This window comes from Kitasatospora sp. NPDC001540 (assembly GCF_042894345.1).
GTDB lineage: Bacteria > Actinomycetota > Actinomycetes > Streptomycetales > Streptomycetaceae > Kitasatospora > Kitasatospora phosalacinea_C.
In genome coordinates this window covers 1-16,587 of sequence record NZ_JBIAVO010000050.1, presented here as the reverse complement: position 1 = coordinate 16,587, position 16,587 = coordinate 1, and the positions used below count along the sequence as shown (strand labels likewise).

The following is a 16,587-nucleotide window of genomic DNA, read 5'->3' as shown; positions in this document are numbered from 1 at the left end:
AAGGAGGGTGTCCACTGGTCGCATGACGGACAGCCCTCACGACGAGGACCAGGAGGTCGCGGGCCTCGGCGCGCGACTGCGGGAGCAGCGGGTCTCCAGCCGGTTGACGCTGGAGGTCGCGGCGGCCCGGGTGGGTCTCTCGCCAGCTTACTTGTCCCGCCTGGAGACCGGGCGGCGGCAGCCCTCGCTGCCGGTGCTGCTGGGCCTGGCCCGGGCGTACGGGACGAGCGTGGCCGAGTTGCTCGGCGAGCAGCCCGGCGGGCCGGACCCGGTGATCCGGGGCGGCCGGATCGAGCCGGGCCGGGCCGGGGGCTGGGGCTACCGGCGGGCCGGGGCGCAGGGCCGGGCCATGCAGGCGCTGCGGGTGCACGTGCCGCCGAGCACGCAGGACGCGGTGGTGCGGGTGCACCCCGGCGAGGAGTGGCTGTACGTCACCAAGGGGCGGATGAAGCTGACGCTGGGCGACCGGGTCCACGTCCTGGACGAGGGCGACTCCGCGCACTTCGACTCGATGACGCCGCACGTGATCGCCGCGGACTCCGCCGCCGGCCTCGACCTGATCTTCGTCCACACGCTGTTGCAGAGCCCCGGCGGCGACCTGTGCCTGGGCGACGCCCCGCGACTGTAGCCCGTCCCGCCTCCCCGTCAGGAGACCGCGCCATGACCGACATCGGAAAGCCCGCCCCCGCCCCCGTCCCGACCGCCCCGACCGTCCCGAAGTACGCGGAGACCTTCGACGCGGGCTACCGCGCCTCGAACCGGGTGTGGATCCGGGTGTGGATCTACATCGTCTCGGGCCACGTGTTCGTCGGCTTCCTGTTCCTGCTGTTCTACGTGGGCAGTCACAAGGGCTGAGCGAGCAGGTCGCACAGCGCGTCGAGCGCGGCCCCGAAGGCGTGCTCGGGCGGCGTGCCGTAGCCGATCACCAGCCCGGGGTGCCGCCCCGGGACGGGGTTCGCGCCGGGGGCCAGGTGCCAGCCCAGGGTGTTCAGGGCCAGGCCCGACTGCCGGGCGCGGCGCAGGAGTTCGTCCTCGTCGGGGCCGTCGGCGGGCAGTTCCAGGACGGCGTGCAGGCCCGCGTTGAGGCCGGTGACCCGGACCGCCGGGGCGCGTTCGGCCAGCACCTCGACCAGCCGGTCGCGGCGGCGGCGCAGCAGGTGGCGGCTGCGCCGGACGTGCCGGTCGTAGTCGCCGGAGTCGATCAGCTCGGCCAGGGTGAGCTGCTCCAGGGCGCCGCTCTGCAGGTCGGCCAGCCGCTTGTGCCGGGCCACCGGTTCGACCAGGGCGGCGGGCAGCGCCAGCCAGGCCAGCCGCAGGCCGGGCGCCAGCGACTTGGCGGCGGTGCCCGCGTACACCACCCGCTCGGGGTCGAGGGCCTGCATCGCGCCGATCGCGTGCCGGTCGTAGCGGAACTCACCGTCGTAGTCGTCCTCCAGCAGGTAGCCGCCGCCCTGCCGGGCCCAGTCGACCGCCGCGGCCCGCCGGGAGGCCCGCAGCGGCACCCCGGTGGGGAACTGGTGGGCCGGGGTGAGCACCGCCAACCCGGCGTCGGTGCGGGCCAGTTCGTCCGTCCGGGCACCGCCCTCGTCCAGCGGCAGCGGGCGCAGGGCGAGGCCGCGCGCGGTGATCGCCGCGTGCTGCGGCGGCAGCCCGTACTCCTCCACCGCGACGGCCGTCAGACCGTGCTCGCGCAGGGCGGCGCAGAGCAGGCCCAGGCCCTGCAGGTAGCCGGTGCAGATCAGCAGCCGCTCCGGGTCGGTGCGCACCCCGCGGGCCCGGGCCAGGTAGGCGGCCAGGGCGCGGCGCAGCTCGATCCGGCCGCGCGGGTCGCCGTAGCCGAACGCCTCGTGCGGGGCGGTCGCCAGCGCCCGGCGGGCCGCCGCCAGCCAGGCCCCGCGCGGGAAGCGGCTCAGGTCGGGCGAGCCGGGGCGCAGGTTGTGCGCGGGCGGGCGCGGCGCGCGCAGGCCGGGCGGCGGGGCGGCGGGCGCCGACTGCGGGCCGCGCTCGGCGATCACCGTGCCGGAGCCCTGTCGGGAGGCCAGCCAGCCCTCGGCGGCGAGCTGGGTGTACGCCTCGGCGATGGTGTTGCGGGCGATGCCCAGGTCGACGGCGAGCGCCCGGGAGGACGGCAGCCGCGTCCCGGCCGCGAGGCGGCCGTCGCGGACGGCGGTGCGCAGCGCGTCCTCCAGGGCGGCGCGCAGACCCAGGCCGCGGGCCCGTCCGGCGTCCAGGTCGAGGTGCAGGTCGCCGCCGAAAGTGGCCCAGGAATCCATCCCCCAAATGAACCACGCCACCGGGCCACCGCGCGCCTACGGTGGGCCGTATGACCGACGAATCCACCGTTCCCGCCCCCGCCCCCCGCATCTCGCTGCGCGAGCGCGCCCCCGGGTTCCACCGCGCCCTGATGGACGCCTCCCGCGCCGCGATCGCCGGCCTCGCCGACCCGGTGGTCACCGAACTGGTCAACCTGCGCGCCTCGCAGATCAACGGCTGCGCGTACTGCCTGGACAAGCACGCGGGCGACGCCCGCGCGAAGGGCGAGCGGGAGCACCGGCTCGACACCCTCGCCGCGTGGCGGGAGACCCCGTACTTCACCGCCCGCGAGCGCGCCGCGCTGGCCCTCACCGAGTCGGTCACCCTGGTCGCCGAGAGCCGCGTCCCGGACGCGGTGTTCGACGAGGCGGCGAAGCACTTCTCGGCGGACGAGCTGGCGCACCTGATCGGGCTGATCTGCGCGATCAACGCGCTCAACCGGGTGGGCGTGACCAGCCGGCTGACGCCGGCGCCGAAGCGGTAGCGCGGCGCGAAGCCGGGGGCGCGGGGAACTGCGCGCTTCGGGAGTCGCACGTCAGCAAGGTCGCCGGATAGTGCAAGTTCTCGTCCTGCGTGGCGATCTGGCTGTGGGTGCTCGGTTGGCCGCGCAGTTCCCCGCGCCCCTGGCTTCGCAGCGTCTGGCGCAGCAGGTCTCCCCGCGCCCCTGGCGGTGCTCTCTCAGAGCCCTCGGAAGGCCGCCGTGCCGTTCGGGGTGCCGAGGCCGGTGGGGCCGTCGTAGCCGGGACCGGCGGTGCAGAGGTAGGCCGGGGTGCAGGTGGTGGTGGCGCCGGTGGTGATGTCGTGGAGGGCGGCGGGGTTGCGGTAGGGGAAGGAGGCGGGGCGGCTGCCGGGGGGCGGGGGCCCGGCGAGGGCGTAGGCGGCGGCGATGAGCGGGGCGGCGGCGGAGGTCCCGCCGTAGGTGTACCAGCCGTTGCCGCCGTAGGTCTGGTAGACGGCGACGCCGGTCGCGGGGTCGGCGACGGCGGCGAGGTCGGCGACGGTGCGGCGGGCGCAGCCGGGGTCGGTCTGCCAGGCGGGCTTGGGGAGTTGGCCGGAGCAGCCGCTCGCGGTGCCCTCGTCGGGGCCGGTGGCCCAGGCGGTCTCGGCCCAGCCGCGGGGCGAGCCGTCGGGGCGGAGGGTGGTGCCGCCGACGGCGACGACGTGCGGGGAGGAGGCGGGGAAGTTGACGCCGTACCCGGCGTCGCCGGAGGCGGCGGCGATGACGGTGCCGGGGTGGTCGAAGTAGCGGCTGTCGTAGTCGGCCGCGTTGGCGCTCTCGGTGGCGCCCCAGCTGATCGACACGTACTGGGCGCCGAGGGCGACGGCGGTGTTGACGGCCGTGCCGAGGTTGCCGACGGCGGCGCTGTCGGCTTCGACCAGGAGGATCCGGGCGCGCGGGGCGATCGCGGAGACCACGGCGAGGTCGAGGGCGATCTCCCCGGCCCAGGCGGTGTTGCCGCGGGGCAGCCGGGTGCCGCCGCGCTGGTCGGTCTTGCGGAAGCAGCCGGTGTCGGCGGTGCAGGCGGGGAGGCCGTAGTGGCGGCGGTAGACGTCGAGGTCGGCTTCGGCGCGGGGGTGGTCGTAGGCGTCGACGACGGCGATGGTGGCGCCTTCGCCGCCGTCGGCGGGCAGCCCGTACGCGGCCAGCAGGTCGGCGGGGCCGTAGCCGCTGGCGGTGTCGTCGGCGGCGGTCGGCCGGATGACCCGCAGGGCGTTGCAGGAGGCGGTGTCGGCGCGGGCGGGGGCGGCGCAGGTGCGGACCCAGCGGGGGGCGGCGTGGGCGGGGGCGGCGGTGAGGCCGGTGAGGGCGGTGAGCAGGGCGGCGGTGAGCGCGAGGGGGCGCAACGGGGCCTCCGTTCGGGGAGCGGAACCGGAGGCGGAAGGCGGACTCCCCGCACCCGCCGGTTCACGGGGGTGCAGGGAGTGTTGACGGCCGGTCGGATCGGTACACGTACGTTCATCCGACCGGCCCAGGGCGCTACTCGGCGGGCAGGTGGTCGACCGCCCCGACCTTGACGCCCGCCTGGCCGTGCCGCCGGGCGGGGGCCCGGCCGGGCGGCTGGACGGGGCGTTCGCCGGGGTCGGGGATCTTCGCGGTGGGGCGGCTGACGGGCTTGCCGGCCTCGACCCGTAGCTGCTCGTCGTCGTGCAGGACGGGCAGCACGCTGCCGCGCCGCAGGGTGTAGGTGGTGGTGGCGTGGGTGATGTCGACCTGCAGCAGGTGCTCGCGCACGGTCATCGAGAAGCGCAGCCGCTGCAGCCCGGCGGGCAGCCGGGGCCGGAAGGACAGCAGCTCGGTGTGGTCGCGCAGGCCGCCGAACCCGGCGACCAGGGCGATGCAGGCCCCGGCCAGCGAGGCCATGTGCAGGCCGTCGCGGGTGTTGCCGCCGAGGTCGTGCAGGTCCATCAGGGCGGCTTCGGCGGTGTAGTCGTAGGCCAGGTCGAGCTGCCCGACCTCGGCGGCGATCACCGCCTGGGTGCAGGCGGACAGCGAGGAGTCGCGGACGGTCAGCTGCTCGTAGTAGGCGAAGTTGCGGGCCTTCTGCTCGGGCGTGAACACGTCGCCGCGGACCTGCATGGCGAGCACCAGGTCGGCCTGCTTGACCACCTGCTTGCGGTACAGGTCGAAGTACGGGTAGTGCAGCAGCAGCGGGTACTTCTCGGGCGGGGTGGCGTCGAAGTCCCACATCTGGTGGTCGGTGAACCCGTCGGCCTGCGGGTGCACCCCGATCTGCTCGTCGTACGGGATGAACATCTTGTCGGCGGCGTCGCGCCAGGCCGCGGCCTCCTCGGTGTCCACCCCCAGCAGCGAGGACTCGTGCCGGTACTTCAGCGCGGTGTCCGCCGCGTTCCACAGGTTGGACTGCGCCATCACGTTGGTGAACACGTTGTTGTCGGCGACCGCCGAGTACTCGTCCGGCCCGGTGACGCCCTCGATCCGGAAGTTGCCCTTGGCGTCGTGGTGGCCCAGCGAGCGCCACATCCGGGCGGTCTCCACCAGCAGCTCCAGGCCGTGGGTGCGCTCGAACTCGGTGTCGCCGGTGGCCCGGACGTAGCGGACCACGGCGGCTGCGATGTCCGCCCCGATGTGGAACGCCGCGGTACCGGCCGGCCAGTACCCGGAGCACTCCTCGCCGCGGATCGTCCGCCACGGGAACACCGCGCCCGCCAGGCCGAGTTGGGCCGCCCGCTCGCGGGCCATCGGCAGCGTGGTGTGCCGCCAGCGCAGCGCCTGCTTGACCGCGTCCGGCAGGCAGTAGGTGAGCACCGGCAGCACGAAGGTCTCGGTGTCCCAGAACGAGTGCCCGTCGTAGCCGGGGCCGGTCAGGCCCTTGGCCGGGATGGCCCGCTCCTCGCTGCGGGCGCCCGCCTGCAGCACGTGGAACAGCGCGAACCGGACGGCCTGCTGGAGTTCGACGTCGCCCTCGATCTCGATGTCGTTCTCGCTCCAGAACCGGCCCAGGTACTCCTTCTGCTCGGCCACCAGCCCGTCCCAGCCGGTGTACCGGGCCGCGGTCAGCGCCGCCTCCACCTGGTCCCGGACGGCGGGCAGCGAACGGGTCGCCGACCAGCCGTACGCGACGTACTTGACCAGGCGCAGCTTCTGCCCGGCGTTCAGCACCGTGGTCGCGGTGACCCGGGCCTGGTCGTCGGAGCACTCGGCGGCGGTGTCGATCCGCTCCGGGCCGTCGATCACGTGGTCGATGCCGGCCGCGACCCGCAGCCCGGAGAACCGGGTGCGGTGCACCAGCACGCCCTTGGTTCCGTCGGCGTGCCGCAGCTCCGCGGCCAGCGGGGCCTCCAGCACGGCCGCCGCCCGCGGGTCGCCGTCGCCCGCGCCGCCCGGCAGCTGCTCGTTGGCGACCAGCTCGGACTGCAGCACGATCCGCACCGGCCCGTCCACGGCCTCCACCGTGTAGTCGATCGCGCACACCGCCCGCTGGGTCAGCGACACCAGCCGGGCGGAGGTCACCCGCACCGTCCGCCCGGCCGGCGAGGTCCACTCCGCCTCCCGGCGCAGGATGCCGTCCCGGAAGTCCAGCGTCCGCCGGTGGCTGCGCAGCTCGCCGTAGCGCAGGTCGAACGGCTCGTCGTCGACCAGCAGCCGGATCAGCTTGCCGTTGGTGACGTTGATGACGCTCTGCCCGGACTCCGGGAAGCCGTAGCCGCTCTCCGCGTACGGCAGCGGCCGCAGCTCGAACACGCCGTTCAGGTAGGTGCCGGGCAGGCCGTGCGGCTCGCCCTCGTCCAGGTTGCCGCGCAGCCCGATGTGGCCGTTGGACAGCGCGAACACCGACTCGGCGCGGGCCTGCCCGGGCAGGTCCAGGCCGTGCTCGGTGATCCCCCACGGGTCGACGGTGAACGCCTCCGACGGGCTCATCCGCGCTCCCCTCCGTGCTCCTCCAGCAACTGGGACAGGTCGTCGACCACCAGGGACGCGCCGTGCTCGCGCAGCGCCTGCGCCTGGCCGGTGCGGTTCACGCCCACCACCGCGCCGAACCCGCCCGACCGACCGGCCGCGACGCCCGCCAGCGCGTCCTCGAACACCGCGGCGTGCTCCGGGGCCACCCCCAGCTGCCGCGCGGCCGCCAGGAAGGTGTCCGGCGCGGGCTTGCCCGCCAGGTGGTCGCGGGCCGCGGACAGCCCGTCCACCACCACCTCGAACAGGTCGTCGATCCCGGCGGCCCGCAGCACGTCCCGGCAGTTCGCGCTGGAGGAGACCACCGCGCGCGGCAGCCCCAGCTCGCGCAGCCGGCGCAGGTACGCCACCGAGCCCTCGTACGGCTGCACGCCCTGCTCGTGGATCATCCGCAGCACGGTGTCGTTCTTCGCGCTGGACAGGCCGTTGACGGTGCGGGTGCCCGGCGGGTCCTGCGGGGTGCCCTCGGGCAGCTCGATCCCGCGCGAGGCCAGGAACTGCCGGGTGCCGTCCAGTCGGGGCCGCCCGTCCACGTACCGGTCGTACTCGCGGACCGGGTCGAACGGCACGAACTCGGTTCCGGCGCGGGCCGCTTCGGCGCGCAGGAAGGTGTCGAACATGTCCTTCCAGGCCGCGGCGTGCACCTTCGCGGTCTGGGTCAGCACCCCGTCCAGGTCGAACAGGAAGGCCTTGATGCGGTCCGGAAGTCCCAACATGCCGCCAGTCTCACCCGTACGCCCCGCTCCATGCCGGTCATCGCCGGAAACGGCGCGTCGCACCCCGCGCCCGCCCTCAGTCCGCCTCCGCGTGCACCCCCGGGTGCGGGTGCGGCTGCGGGACGAACAGCGGCTGCGGGCGGCCGCTCTGCGCGTAGTCCTTCAACCGGACGACCAGCTCGGCCCAGCGGCCCGCCGCCACCGGCACCGCGGGGCCCGCGTCCACCGCCCAGCCCAGGTGGCGCAGCAGCAGCAACGACTGCCGCGCACCGTCCGGGTGGTCGAAGAAGTCCCAGGTCACCGTGGTGCCCTGCCAGGCGGGCGGGAACACCCCGACGCTGCGCCAGGCCACCCGCTCCAGGTCCGCGCGCTCCCGGCGCAGGCGCAGCGGCTGCGGAGCGTCCGGCACCGTGAACAGCAGGTCGTCGCCGTCCCGGTCCAGCTCGGTGGTCCACCAGGACGCCAGCCCCTCCCGGGTGTCCAGCGCCGCGAGCAGCCGCTCCCGGGGCGCCGCGACGTCGACCTGCAGGGCGATCTCGGCCATCGCACTCACCTCAACCACCACCATCCCGCCCGGCGCCGGGCCGGGCAACCGCGGTCGGGTCGCGGCCGGGCCTCGGTCAGGTCGTGAGCTCCAGGGTCTGGTGGATCGTCGACGCGTCGTCCAGCAGCCGGACCAGGGTGTGCGCCACCTCGTCCCGGGAGACCTGGCCGGGGCGGTTCGGCGGCGGGGCGAGGTGCGCGTGCCGCTCGGTCGGGGCGTCGGTCAGCGCCGCCGGGCGCAGCACCGTCCAGTCCAGCGGGCGCTCCTTCACCGCCTCCTCCGCCGCGCGCTTCGCCCTCAGGTACGCGTCGAACTCCGGCGTGAGGGCCGGGTCGCCGATCCCGTCCAGGCCCATCGAGGACACCAGCAGGTACCGCCGCACCCCCGCCCGCCGCGCCGCCTCCGCCAGCAGCACCGCCCCGTCCCGGTCGACGGTCTCCTTCCGCGCCGCCCCGCTGTTCGGCCCCGCCCCCGCCGCGAACACCACCGCGTCCGCGCCCGCGAGGTGCTCCGCCAGCTCCTCCACCGGGGCCGACTCCAGGTCGCACACCACCGGCCTGGCGCCCACCGCGTGCAGGTCGCCCGCCTGCGCCGGGTTCCGGATCAGCCCGGCGACGGTGTCGCCCCGGGTGGAGAGCAGCTTCGAGAGCCGCAACGCGATCTTGCCGTGCCCGCCTGCGATCACCACGTCCATGGAACGCGACGCTACCCGCGAGGCGCCGGGGGCGAAACCTGGGCGGACGGGGGCGCGGGGAACTGCGCGCTGCGGAGGAGCACGTCAGCGGGGCCGCGGGATAGTGCAAGACACTGTCCTGCGTCGCGATCCGGCTGGGCGTGCACGGTTGGCCGCGCAGTTCCTCGCGCCCCTGGTTTCGCGTCCTCTGGTCCCGCCGGTCAGGCGTCCTCGTGCCACTCGGTGGAGAGGACGCCCATCTGGACCTGGTCGTGCCAGCTGCCCGCGCGGAAGACCGCTTCGCGGCGGCGGCCCTCCTCGGTGAAGCCGGCTCGGCGGTAGGCGGCGAGGGCGCGGGTGTTGTAGCCGTTGACGGTGAGTTCGATGCGGTGGAGGCCGAGTTCGGCGAAGCCGTAGCGGATGGTGGTGCGCAGGACGTCGGTGCCGAGGCCGCGGTCCTGGTGGGGCGGGCCGATGATGATGGCGAGGGTGGCGCAGCGGTCCTTGGGGGTGGCGCCGTAGAGGGTGACGTGGCCGGCCAGGTCGCCGGTGTCGAGGGTTTCGACGGAGAGGCCGAGGTCGGTGCCGGTGTTCTGGCTCCAGGAGCGGAACATGTCGGCGAGCCGGGCGTCGGGCTGGGGGTGGACGGGGCCGGTGACCTGCTGGATCGCGAGGCCGGGCTCGCGCCACCAGGCGGTGAGGCGGGGGAGGTCGGTCTCGCGGAGCTCCCTGAGCCGGACGAGTCTGCCGCTGAGCGGATCGGTCATGCGGGGTGGTCCTGTTCCGTGATGAGGGCGTTTCAGGCGAGCTGGGCGGCCTGCAGGCCGGCGTACGGGCCGCCGGTGCGCAGGAGTTCGGCGTGCGAGCCGACCTCGGCGATGCGTCCGTCGCGCATGACGACGATCCGGTCGGCGCCGCGGATGGTGGAGAGGCGGTGGGCGACGACGAAGACGGTGCGGCCGCGCACCAGGCGGGCCAGGGCCTGCTGGACGAGCGCCTCGGAGCGGGAGTCCAGGGCGGAGGTGGCCTCGTCCAGGACCAGCACGCGCGGGTCCCGGATCAGGGCGCGGGCGATGGCCAGGCGCTGCTTCTGGCCGCCGGAGAGGCGGGCGCCGCGTTCGCCGACCACGGTGTCGAGGCCGTCGGGGAGGCGTTCGATGAACTCGAGGGCGTTGGCGTCGCGCAGGGCGGCGAGCACGGTCTCCTCGGGGACGTCCTTCATGCCGTAGGTGACGTTCTCCCGGATGCTGCCCTCGAACAGGATGGACTCCTGCGGGACGACGGAGAGGAACGTGCGGTAGGAGCGCAGGTCCAGCTCCTCCATGTCGCGGCCGTCGAGCAGGATCCGGCCCTCGGTGGGGCGCAGGAAGCCGATCACCAGGTTGAGGACGGTGGACTTACCCGCGCCGGACGCGCCGACCAGGGCGATGGTCTCGCCGGGGCGGACGGAGAGGTCGAAGCCGGTGACGGACGGGGCGTCCGCGCCGGGGTAGCTGTGGCCGACACCCTGGAAGTCGATCCGGCCGGTGACGCCCGTGACCTCCGCCTTGCCGGAGTTCTCCTCCAGGTCGGGGGCCTGCAGCACCTCGCCGGCCGAGCGGACCGAGGCCAGGCCCTTGCCGAGCTGCGGGGTGAGGGTGAGCAGGGTGGTCACGGAGCCGGTGAGGGAGGAGAAGTAGGCGCTGAGCATGACGACGGCGCCGGGGGTGACGTCCATCCAGCCGTAGTAGGCGACCAGCGCGGAGCCGGCCAGGCAGCCGACGCCGATCGCGTTGAGCAGGATCCAGGACATCGAACCGAAGCGGCCGTTGAGCAGGTCCAGGCGCAGGCCCTCGTCGAGGACCCGGCCCAGGGTGCGGTCGACCCGGCGCAGCGCGGTGCGCTCCAGGCCGTGCGCCCGGGTGATCGGGATCAGGGTGGTCATCTCGCCGATGCGGGAGGAGAGTTGCTCGACCTCGCGGCGGAAGGACTCGTTCTGGCTGCGCAGCCGCTCGCGCAGCCGGACCACCAGCAGGGCGCTGGCGGGGACGAGGACCAGGAAGACCGGCAGGAAGGCGGGGGTCTGGACCGCGATCACGACCAGGCCGCCGAGCAGGGTGGCGATCGCGGCCAGGCCGTTGTCGGCGGTCTGCTGGGAGGCGGTCTCGATGCCCTCGACGTCCCGGATCACCTTGGCCTGCAGGACGCCCGCGCTGACCCGGGAGTGGTAGCCGATGGACAGTTGCTGCATCCGGTGGCACAGCGCGGAGCGCAGCCGGGTGCCCATCCGGCGGATCGAGCCGTGCATCCAGTGCACGTACAGCATGTGCAGGGGCAGGTTGAGCAGCAGGATGGCCAGCAGGACGGCGGAGTTCCACCACAGCACGGATATGTCGCGGTGCTTGACCACCACGTCGACGATGTTGGCGGTGATCAGCGGCAGCAGCCAGACGGGGGCGTGCTTGGCGAAGAAGACGCCGACCGCGCCGAGGACCCGGGTGCGGTCGGGGCGGAAGAGGAACAGCAGGGTGCGGACGGGGTGCTCGCCCCGGTAGCGGTGGCTGAGCGATCCGTCGGGCAGGGCCATGGGGGGACTCCAGTACGGGGACGAGCGGGGCGGTGCCGTCCCATCCTTCCAGCGGGCGGGGGCGCCGGGGCTGTCCGCAACCGGACAGTGATACTCCACGGACGGACGTGTTCTCCGGCGCCCCGGAGCGGATCCGGGAACGGGTGAAACATCCCGGCGCCCCGGACCGTCATAGGGCGGATCGGGCGAGGGGAGAGAACGTGGGCACGGCGCGACGGCAGGCCGCCATGGAGGAGGAGTTCGTCGCGTTCGCGACGGCCCGGTCCGGGCAGCTCTACCGCTCGGCGTACTTCCTCACCGGCGGGGACACCCACCTGTCGGAGGACCTGGTGCAGGACACCCTGGGGCAGATGTACGCGCACTGGCACCGGCTGAACCGGCCGAGCTGGGCCGGGCGGATCGACAACCCGGCCGGGTACGCGCAGACCGTGCTGGTCCGGGCGTACCTGACCCATCAGCGGCGGCGCAGCAGCAGCGAGCGGCCCAGCCGGCTGCTGCCGGAGGTCGCCGAGGACGGGCCGGACTCGGCGCTGCGGCTCGCGCTGGTCGAGGCGCTCTCCCAACTGCCGCCCCGGGACCGGGCGGTGGTGGTGCTCAGGTACTGGGAGGACCGCAGCGTGGAGGAGACCGCGGCGATCGTGCGGGACAGCTCGGCGGCGGTGCGGACCAGGTGCTCGCGGGCGCTGGCCAAGCTGCGCGGGCTGCTGGGCGGGGACCTGGCGGAGCTGGTGGCGCGGTGAACCCGGAGCACGACGGACGGAGCGGGGCAGTGGACGGCTGGACGGACGGCGCGGCGCGCCACGGGGACGGCGGGGACGGGGAGTTCGAGGTGCAGTTGGGGGCGGCGTTCGGGCTGACGGGCGGCGGGCCGGGGCCGGAGGTGACGGCCCGGCTGGTCGACGGCGGGCTGGCCGCCGGGCGGCGGCGCAAGCGGGCCCGGCGGCGGCGCACGGTGCTGCTGGCGGGGGCGCTGACCGCGGCGATCGCGGTCGGGGCGGGGGTGCTGGTGGCGCCGCGCGACCTCCCCGGGGAGCGGACCTCGGCGGTGGAGCTGGCCCACGCGGGCCCGGACCCCGTCCCGGCGCCGCTGTCCGACGGGGCGACGGTGCTGCTGGTCGGCACCGACGACGCCCGGGACGCGCGGGGCGAGCCGGTGCCGGAGGAACTGCTCCGCGGCGACCTGCACAGCGGCGCGGCGGGCGCGGCGGCCAGGGCGGGCGTCACCGACACCCTGATGCTGGTGCACATCCCGGCGGGCGGCGGCGAGGTGCGGGAGCTGTCGCTGCCCCGGGACGTGGTGGTCCAGGACACCGACGGCAGGGCGGTGGCGCTCAACCAGGTCTACCCGAACGCCGAACGGACCGCGCTGGAGAGCCTGGGCCGTGACGGCGTGGCGGGCGACGCGCTCCGCACCCGCGCCCAGGAGGCGGGGCGCCTGGCGCTGCTCAAGTCGGTGGAGCGGCTGACCGACGTCCGGGTCGACCACTACGCGGAGGTGTCGATGGTCGGTTTCTACCGCACCGCGCAGGCCCTCGGCGGCGTCCCGGTCTGCCTGAACCACCCGGTGGACGACCCGTACAGCGGGGCCCGCCTCCCGGCCGGGCGGCAGGAGCTGGGGGCCGCCCAGGCGCTCGCCTTCGTCCGGCAGCGGCACGGCGTCGGCGGGGGCAGCGACCTGGAGCGCACCCGGCGGGCCCAGGCGTTCCTGGCGGGGGTGGTGGAGAAGCTGCGCTCCGGCGGGACGCTGACCAGCGCCGCCCGGCTCGACGCCCTGTACCGGGCGCTGGACGACAGCCTGGTGGTGGACCAGGGCTGGAACCCGGTGGACTTCGTCCGCCAGGTCCCGGCGCTGGCCGCCGGGCGGGGCGCCCTCCGGACGCTGCCGGTGACCGAGGACGACGGCGACAACGGCTTCCTGGCGGTGCGGGGTGCGGCCCGGAGCATCCTGCTGGGCGACGACCCGGCGTCCTCGACGCCGCCCGGTGCGTCGGCCTCCCCGGCGCCGTCCGCCGACGGCGGTCCCGCGGTCGTGCGCTACCTGCCGGAGCCGGTGGAGCTGGGCGGGGTGCCCTGCGTGGACTGACGGTCGGCGCGGGGCGGGGCTCAGCCGAGCGGCGTCCAGCCCCAGGGGCGGGGCCCGTGCTCGCCGAGCAGGCAGGCCAGGCGGTAGCGGGCCTGGGCGCGGTGGCGCGGGTCGGTGCCGGACTGCTGCAGCGCGTAGCAGGTGAGCCGCAGTTCGCGGATGTCGCGGAGCACCGGGTAGCCGGGCGACTCGGTGACGTCGGCGCCGTACGCGGCGCAGAACGCGGCGTACGTCCCGGGCGGGACGGTGCCGAAGGTGTGGCGGCCGACGGCGGTGGTGGTCAGGTCCCACTCGACCGGGCCGAGCGCGGTGCGTTCGAAGTCCAGCAGGTGGGCGGCGGTGGCGGTGACCGCGAGGTTGCCGCTCCAGGCGTCGCCGTGGACGACCCGCGGCTCCCCGGCCGGGAGGGCGATCTCCCGCCAGGCGGTGCGCAGTTCGGCCAGCCGGGCGTGCAGCCGTCGGCGGTGCGGGCGGTCCAGGTCGGCGGCGTCGATCCGCTCGGGGAGCCGGACGAACGGGTCGAGGGCGCCCAACTCGGCCTCGGGCGGCGGCAGTCGGTGCAGGCGGCGCAGCGCGGCGGCCAACTCGGTCGCGGTGCCGGGCCGGTGCGGCGGCAGCTCGTACCAGAAGGTGGCCGGGCGGTCGCGGACGACCAGCGGCGCGGCCGGGTGGTCGAGCGGCCGGACGGCGGGCACCCGGTGTCGGCGCAGCCACCGGGCGACGGCCAACTCCTTCCGTGCCGCCGCGAGTTGGCCGGGCCGTCCGATCCGGGCGACCACCCCGCCGGGCAGCCGCCACAGGGTGTTCTCGCCCGCCCGGATCAGCTGCGCTCCGGCGCTGGGCCGCCCGGCGGCGGTGCAGGCTTCGGCGAGCAGGGCGGCAGGGGTGAGGCAGTCCACGTCTCGGCTCGTTCCGCTCGGCGTCCGGGGCCGCCGCCCAGTGTGCCGCGCGCCCCCGGCGGGGCAGGAAGGGCGTACGGGGGCACGCGGCCCGGGGCGCCCGGTACGCCGGAGGAGGTGTGGCGGGCCGGTGACGGGTCAGTGGCAGTTCTCGTCGATCTTGTACTGGAGGGCCCTGGGGTAGTCGTGCCGGCTGAGGCGGACGCGGGCGAGGACCGGGGCGTGGTTGAGGTCGTTGCCGGGGTCGGCGAGGTCGGCGAGGAGGGAGTCGAGCTCGGCGTGGGTGCTGAGTTCGAAGCCGTGCATCCGGTCCTTCTCCGAGCCGAAGACCTCCGCCAGCTTCTCGTAGCGCCACGGGTGCAGCACGTTGTAGAAGTCGGCCCCGTCGGACGGCTTCCCCTTGTAGTAGCAGGGGCTGACCAGCATCTGCTCGATGCCGTAGAAGCCCTCGTTGTCGAGGACGAAGACCACCGGCCGCAGATGGTGGCGGACGTGGGTGGACAGTTCCTGGCAGATCTCCTGGAACGAGCCGTCGCCGACGAAGACCAGCGGGCGCTTCAGCGGCTGCTGTCGGCCGAGCGCCACTCCGGTGGCCGCGCCGACGGAGTAGCCGATGGACAGCCAGCTGTTCTGCGCGAGGAAGCCGGCCCGTTCGGTGATGCGCAGGTTCATCGAGCCGAGCAGTGCGAACGCCGCGTCCGAGACCACCGTGAAGGGCGAGGGGGCTTCGGGGTCGCCGCCGGTGGCCTCGTGTTCCAGGAAGTGGTTGACGCGCTCGAAGAAGCTGTCGTAGGTCAGTTCGGTCCGGGCCCCGTACTCGGAGCTCAGCGAGTCCAGGAACTCGGCGGTGGTGGACGGGACGTCCAGGCCCGCCTCGCGGGCCAGCGCGAAGTGGTCGGCGGGGAACGTCCGGCCCGCCAGTGCGGTCTGCAACGCCGGTACGAACCGGCCGAGTTGGACGTCCGGAAAGTACTGGGCGCCGACGCTGACGCCGCCGCGGGCCGCCACGATCCAGTCGTCACCGATGGACTGCTCGCCGTTGAGGTTCTTGGACGTGGACCACGTCCCCAGGCCGATCCGGCAGCCCGCGTTCTTGAAGGCCCGGCGGATCTCCGGCAGGCTCGCCTTGCCGTTGTAGACGCCGGCGAACCGCGGATGCCGTTCGGACACCACGGACTTGGCGCCGACCGTGGTGCAGAACTGCATCTCGGTGGCCTCGACGAACTCCAGGAGTTCCCGCTCCAACCGGTGGTGCACGAGTTCCTCGCCCGCCCAGACGATCGGCGTGCCGAACTCCGCGATCAGTTCCACCGCCGCCGCGACGGCCTTGTCCAGGATGCTCCGGTTCCGCTCGGTGAACGGCCGTTCGTGCGCCCGGAGCCGCCCTTGCGGGGCGTCGCAGGGCGCCCGCCAGAGGTCCTCCATGACCTCCAGGTAGACCGGCTTGCGCTCGGTCAGGCAGGCGGTGATCGCGCTGTCGATCTGCGAGGGCGCCAACCCCGGGTTGGACAGGACCTGCGCGTCCACCGTGACCTGTCGGTAGACCTCCAGGTTGCTCTCCCGCCGCGGGCTCATGTGGGTGGTCAACAGGCCCACCGCCTGGAAGTTGAGCCACTGCTCGTAGGACGGCGCCCCGTTGATCACGATCAGCGGGACGTCCTCGACGTACGCGCCACCGACCGCGTTGAGCAGGCTGAACGCGCCCACGCTGTACGTCACCCCCACAGCGGCGACGCCCTGCTCGGGCCGGTCGGCGTCGGCGTCGGCGAGCCGCACCCGGGCGTAGGCGTCGGCGGCGTAACCGGCTCCCAGCTCGGTGGGGGTGCCGACCCAGCGCACCGCGGTGGTCTCCTGCATGACCGTCAGGAACGGTCCGAGCAGGTCGCCCGGCACGCCGAAGACGTGGCGGATGCCCAACTGTTCGAGCCTGGTCGCCAGGTAACGGCCGACCGTCCATTCGTCAGTGCTGCTCATCGGCGTGCTGCCTCCTCGTGGTGGTGCCGGCGGAGCTCGACCGGGCGCACTCGACCGTGCGGCGGGGCGGGCGGAGGCCCTGGCCACGCTCGGGCTCCTCGGGTACGGGCGGATTCGATCACCCGAGGTCATCGATCCGGCACCCAACGTAACCGGGCCGCCCCGCCCGCCGCCAACGGGCATCGGCCTTCCGAAGCCCTTCGAAGCCTTTCGGCGGGCCGATCGTGTGTCATCGAACGGATTCCGGGGCCCGCTCCCGCCCCCCGTGGCGACCGGACGCAGGACCGGAGCCGGGCGGAGCCGCCACTAGGGCGCGTATCTGGTTGTGATCAATTTGCGGGTTCTGCCCTGGTGGTAGGCCCTGGTCCGGTAGATCGTGTTGTATGACGCGAGTGCAAC

Annotated in this window: 15 protein-coding genes; 5 read left to right on the top strand and 10 right to left on the bottom strand. The window is 74.6% G+C overall.

The features are described from left to right. Window positions 1–22 precede the first annotated feature (22 nt). Both ACFY00_RS35120 and ACFY00_RS35115 read left to right on the top strand, forming a co-directional pair. Complete coding sequence (locus ACFY00_RS35120) at window positions 23–628, top strand: helix-turn-helix domain-containing protein (protein ID WP_388037497.1); 606 nt, start codon at window positions 23–25, stop codon at window positions 626–628. 32 nt (window positions 629–660) lie between these two features. Beyond that, window positions 661–855: a DUF6126 family protein gene (locus ACFY00_RS35115; RefSeq protein WP_388037495.1), complete on the top strand. Its 195-nt coding sequence runs from the start codon at window positions 661–663 to the stop codon at window positions 853–855. Here ACFY00_RS35115 and ACFY00_RS35110 read toward each other — a convergent pair. After that, window positions 843–2,273, bottom strand: coding sequence for a PLP-dependent aminotransferase family protein (locus tag ACFY00_RS35110; RefSeq protein WP_388037493.1), 1,431 nt, complete (start codon window positions 2,271–2,273; stop codon window positions 843–845). The genes ACFY00_RS35115 and ACFY00_RS35110 overlap by 13 nt on opposite strands. A 50-nt stretch (window positions 2,274–2,323) precedes the next feature. Here ACFY00_RS35110 and ACFY00_RS35105 point away from each other — a divergent pair, with 50 nt between their 5' ends. After that, window positions 2,324–2,797 carry a carboxymuconolactone decarboxylase family protein gene (locus tag ACFY00_RS35105; protein ID WP_388037492.1) on the top strand — a complete coding sequence of 158 codons (474 nt, stop codon included), beginning with the start codon at window positions 2,324–2,326 and terminating at the stop codon, window positions 2,795–2,797. Window positions 2,798–2,991: 194 nt separating this feature from the next. Here the strand turns inward: ACFY00_RS35105 and ACFY00_RS35100 are convergent, their stop codons facing one another. From ACFY00_RS35100 to ACFY00_RS35070, 7 genes are all read right to left on the bottom strand, one after another. Then, window positions 2,992–4,158 (bottom strand): S8 family serine peptidase, encoded by a 1,167-nt coding sequence (locus ACFY00_RS35100; protein ID WP_388037491.1) that lies wholly within the window; start codon window positions 4,156–4,158, stop codon window positions 2,992–2,994. Window positions 4,159–4,291: 133 nt separating this feature from the next. Beyond that, a complete protein-coding gene (locus tag ACFY00_RS35095) occupies window positions 4,292–6,694 on the bottom strand; it encodes a glycoside hydrolase family 65 protein (protein WP_388037489.1) in 2,403 nt (800 codons plus the stop codon). Then, a complete protein-coding gene (locus tag ACFY00_RS35090) occupies window positions 6,691–7,449 on the bottom strand; it encodes an HAD family hydrolase (protein WP_388037487.1) in 759 nt (252 codons plus the stop codon). The genes ACFY00_RS35095 and ACFY00_RS35090 overlap by 4 nt, the downstream gene beginning before the upstream one ends. Window positions 7,450–7,525: 76 nt before the next feature. Then, complete coding sequence (locus ACFY00_RS35085; RefSeq protein ID WP_388037485.1) at window positions 7,526–7,993, bottom strand: SRPBCC domain-containing protein; 468 nt, start codon at window positions 7,991–7,993, stop codon at window positions 7,526–7,528. 76 nt (window positions 7,994–8,069) lie between these two features. Then, window positions 8,070–8,687: an SDR family oxidoreductase gene (locus ACFY00_RS35080; RefSeq protein ID WP_388037484.1), complete on the bottom strand. Its 618-nt coding sequence runs from the start codon at window positions 8,685–8,687 to the stop codon at window positions 8,070–8,072. A gap of 200 nt (window positions 8,688–8,887) precedes the next feature. Continuing rightward, window positions 8,888–9,433, bottom strand: coding sequence for a GNAT family N-acetyltransferase (locus ACFY00_RS35075; protein WP_388037483.1), 546 nt, complete (start codon window positions 9,431–9,433; stop codon window positions 8,888–8,890). A gap of 32 nt (window positions 9,434–9,465) precedes the next feature. After that, window positions 9,466–11,232, bottom strand: a complete 1,767-nt coding sequence (locus ACFY00_RS35070) for an ABC transporter ATP-binding protein (RefSeq protein WP_388037481.1) — start codon at window positions 11,230–11,232, stop codon at window positions 9,466–9,468. A 227-nt stretch (window positions 11,233–11,459) separates the two neighbouring features. On the opposite strand from ACFY00_RS35070, the gene ACFY00_RS35065 reads away from it, so the two are divergent. Together ACFY00_RS35065 and ACFY00_RS35060 are read left to right on the top strand one after the other, a co-directional pair. Next, on the top strand, window positions 11,460–11,972 hold the full coding sequence (locus ACFY00_RS35065; protein WP_388037575.1) for a SigE family RNA polymerase sigma factor: 513 nt from the start codon (window positions 11,460–11,462) through the stop codon (window positions 11,970–11,972). Window positions 11,973–12,001: 29 nt separating this feature from the next. Next, window positions 12,002–13,315: an LCP family protein gene (locus ACFY00_RS35060; RefSeq protein ID WP_388037480.1), complete on the top strand. Its 1,314-nt coding sequence runs from the start codon at window positions 12,002–12,004 to the stop codon at window positions 13,313–13,315. A 20-nt stretch (window positions 13,316–13,335) separates the two neighbouring features. Here the strand turns inward: ACFY00_RS35060 and ACFY00_RS35055 are convergent, their stop codons facing one another. Further along, window positions 13,336–14,214, bottom strand: coding sequence for a phosphotransferase family protein (locus tag ACFY00_RS35055; protein ID WP_388037478.1), 879 nt, complete (start codon window positions 14,212–14,214; stop codon window positions 13,336–13,338). Between the two features lie 138 nt (window positions 14,215–14,352). Next, window positions 14,353–16,188 (bottom strand): alpha-keto acid decarboxylase family protein, encoded by a 1,836-nt coding sequence (locus tag ACFY00_RS35050; RefSeq protein ID WP_388037476.1) that lies wholly within the window; start codon window positions 16,186–16,188, stop codon window positions 14,353–14,355. Window positions 16,189–16,587 lie beyond the last annotated feature (399 nt).